This is a genomic window from Thalassospira lohafexi, from assembly GCF_002844275.1.
GTDB classification, from domain to species: Bacteria; Pseudomonadota; Alphaproteobacteria; order Rhodospirillales; family Thalassospiraceae; genus Thalassospira; species Thalassospira lohafexi.
The window spans coordinates 1-3,025 of sequence record NZ_NXGX01000019.1 but is presented as its reverse complement, the minus strand read 5'-3'; the positions used below and the strand labels follow the sequence as shown (position 1 = coordinate 3,025).

Genomic DNA, 3,025 nt, shown 5'->3' with positions numbered 1-3,025 from the left:
TGCGAACACTGTTGTATTTGGTCTTGCTTGGTTTTACCGCTGCGCAAGCTATGCAGACAGTAGCAAGAGGGATCAATCAAGCCGATCGATCAATTAGTACTGGTTAGCTTCACGTGTTGCCACGCTTCCACACCCAGCCTATCAACCTGGTGGTCTTCCAGGGATCTGATAGGGATACCTAGTCTTGAAGGGGGCTTCCCGCTTAGATGCTTTCAGCGGTTATCCTTTCCGCACTTAGCTACCCGGCGATGCTCCTGGCGGAACAACCGGTACACCAGAGGTGCGTCCATCCCGGTCCTCTCGTACTAGGGACAGCTCTTCTCAAGTATCCTACGCCCACGGCAGATAGGGACCGAACTGTCTCACGACGTTCTAAACCCAGCTCACGTACCACTTTAATTGGCGAACAGCCAAACCCTTGGGACCTGCTCCAGCCCCAGGATGTGATGAGCCGACATCGAGGTGCCAAACACTCCCGTCGATGTGGACTCTTGGGGAGTATCAGCCTGTTATCCCCGGCGTACCTTTTATCCGTTGAGCGATGGCCCTTCCACGCGGGACCACCGGATCACTATGACCGACTTTCGTCTCTGCTCGACTTGTCAGTCTCGCAGTCAGGCAGGCTTTTGCCATTGCACTCTTAAGCTGATGTCCGACCAGCTTGAGCCTACCATCGCGCGCCTCCGTTACTCTTTAGGAGGCGACCGCCCCAGTCAAACTACCCGCCATGCAGGGTCCCGGATCCGGATAACGGACCTCGGTTAGATATCAGGAAGCAAAAGGGTGGTATCTCAAAGGTGGCTCCACCACGGCTGGCGCCATGGCTTCAAAGCCTCCCACCTATTCTGCACATTCACATCCTGATACCACTGCAAAGCTGTAGTAAAGGTGCACGGGGTCTTTCCGTCTGACCGCGGGTACTCCGCATCTTCACGGAGAATTCAATTTCGCTGAGTTGATGTTGGAGACAGTGGGGAAGTCGTTACGCCATTCGTGCAGGTCGGAACTTACCCGACAAGGAATTTCGCTACCTTAGGACCGTTATAGTTACGGCCGCCGTTTACCGGGGCTTCAATTCAATGCTTGCACATCTCCTCTTAACCTTCCGGCACCGGGCAGGCGTCAGACCCTATACGTCGTCTTGCGACTTCGCAGAGCCCTGTGTTTTTAGTAAACAGTCGCCACCCCCTAGTCTGTGCCCCCACCGTAAAGTTGCCTTCACGGTGGGCCCCCTTCTCCCGAAGTTACGGGGGCAATTTGCCGAGTTCCTTCAACATCATTCTCTCAAGCGCCTTGGTATATTCAACCTGCCCACCTGTGTCGGTTTGGGGTACGGTCCATACGTGAGAGTTATTTCCTGGACCTCCTTACCAGCCCTTCCAATCCAATAAGGAAAGACTACGTCCAGAGGCCGTCACTTCTCACGGGTACAGGAATATTAACCTGTTTCCCATCGACTACGCATTTCTGCCTCGTCTTAGGGGCCGACTCACCCTGCGCGGATTGGCCTTGCGCAGGAACCCTTGGGCTTTCGGCGAGGGAGGTTCTCACTCCCTTTATCGCTACTCATGTCAGCATTCTCGCTTCCGATACCTCCAGCATGCCTTACGGCACACCTTCACAGGCTTACGGAACGCTCCGCTACCACTTATTCCATAAGGAACAAGTCCGCAGTTTCGGTGTGTGGCTTGAGCCCCGGTACATCTTCGGCGCGGGACAGCTTATTTAGACCAGTGAGCTGTTACGCTTTCTTTAAACGATGGCTGCTTCTAAGCCAACGTCCTGGTTGTCTTGGCCGTCCTACATCCTTTCCCACTTAGCCACAACTTTGGGACCTTAACTGGCGGTCTGGGCTGTTTCCCTCTCGACCACGGACCTTAGCACCCGTAGTCTGTCTGCCAGATAGTACTCATCGGTATTCGGAGTTTGATTAGGTTTGGTAAGCCGGTAAGGCCCCCTAGCCCATTCAGTGCTCTACCCCCGATGGTATTCGTCTGACGCTCTACCTAAATAGATTTCGCGGAGAACCAGCTATCTCCAGGTTTGATTGGCCTTTCACCCCTAACCACAAGTCATCCCCGTCTTTTTCAACAGACGTGGGTTCGGTCCTCCAGTGACTGTTACATCACCTTCAACCTGCTCATGGCTAGATCACCTGGTTTCGGGTCTAATCCCACAAACTCATGCGCCCTATTCAGACTCGCTTTCGCTGCGCCTACACCTAACGGCTTAAGCTTGCTTGTAAGACTAACTCGCTGACCCATTATGCAAGAGGTACGCTGTCACCCCATAAAGAGGCTCCAACTGCTTGTAGGCATCCGGTTTCAGGAACTATTTCACTCCCCTTATCGGGGTGCTTTTCACCTTTCCCTCACGGTACTGGTACACTATCGGTCGTTAAGGAGTACTTAGGCTTGGAGGGTGGTCCCCCCATGTTCAGACAGGATTTCACGTGTCCCGCCCTACTCGAGGACTTATGCAATTTCTACCCGTACGGGGCTATCACCCACTATGGCCGACCTTTCCAGATCGTTCCGGTTCTTATGCATAAGCCACTGGCCTGGTCCGCGTTCGCTCGCCGCTACTAGCAGAGTCTCGGTTGATGTCCTTTCCTCCGGGTACTGAGATGTTTCAGTTCCCCGGGTTCGCCTCCCAACGCTATGTATTCACGTTGGGATCACCCTATTGGGTGGGGTTTCCCCATTCAGAAATCTACGGGTCAAAGCCTGCTCTCGGCTCACCGTAGCTTATCGCAGAGTGCCACGTCTTTCATCGCCTCTTAACGCCAAGGCATCCACCAGATGCCCTTATTATGCTTGAGAGATCCCTCAGCTAACTGTTCTGCGGCTTGCGCAGGGGTAAAACCCTGCAAAACCACATACAACTAGTTCGCGATCACGTTCTTTCGTTGCGAAAAATCACAACGGAAAGATCCGTTCTCTTCATATTCCCTATTCACAATGTCAAACATCTCTAATCCAGTCTCACGACTAGATATCTCAGTATCTTCCAAATCTCTTTTAGC

Annotated in this window: 1 rRNA gene; it reads right to left on the bottom strand. The window is 53.1% G+C overall.

From position 1 onward, the window contains the following. Positions 1 to 72 precede the first annotated feature (72 nt). A 23S ribosomal RNA gene (locus tag COO92_RS21880) occupies positions 73 to 2,822 on the bottom strand. Positions 2,823 to 3,025: the final 203 nt, after the last annotated feature.